The 607-nt window shown below is 65.7% G+C and carries 1 protein-coding gene; it reads right to left on the bottom strand.

What is annotated here, in order from left to right; genetic code table 11:
• The coding region (locus tag IEW17_RS20675; protein WP_188563957.1) for a sigma 54-interacting transcriptional regulator at nucleotides 1-607 on the bottom strand (607 nt) is incomplete at both ends.

Raw genomic sequence — 607 nt, 5'->3', positions numbered from 1 at the left:
GTTGCCTTGGTGGCGCTCAAGGGCCTGCTGGATGGTGTTTTTTTCTACTGCCAGCAACGGCAGCGGCGCCTCAGCCACGGTCGCATCTGGCACTGCCACTGCGGAAGCACCGGCCGATGCGGGGTTCCGAAACGAGAAATCGGCCGGCAGCAGCACGGGGCCAGCTCCCAGGATAACGGCCCGCTCCACCGCGTGTTGCAGTTCCCGCACGTTGCCGGGCCAGGAGTGCTCCCGGAGCTTGCGCAGGGCGGCGGCACTGAATTCCGGCACGGGTTGCCGGTTGCGGGCCGCGTACACCTGCGCGAAGTGCTGGGCCAGCAGCTGCACGTCGTCTTCCCGTTCGCGCAGGGGCGGCAGCATGATTTCGACCGTATTGAGGCGGTACATCAAGTCCTGGCGGAAAGCACCGCGGGCTACCAGGGCGTGCAACGGGGCGTTGGTGGCCGACAACAGCCGGATATCCACCGGTACGGGGGCGTTGCTTCCTACGGGCACCACCTGGCGGTTTTGCAGGGCCGTGAGCAGCTTGGCTTGCTGCGGTAGGCCAATGTTGCCAATCTCATCCAGAAACAAGGTTCCTCCGGTGGCAGCCTCAAACCGGCCCACG

The sequence above is a fragment of the Hymenobacter frigidus genome, assembly GCF_014640435.1.
Classification (GTDB): Bacteria; Bacteroidota; Bacteroidia; order Cytophagales; family Hymenobacteraceae; genus Hymenobacter; species Hymenobacter frigidus.
Note: the sequence above shows the minus strand (reverse complement) of the source record. Positions and strands in the feature narration are given on the sequence as shown.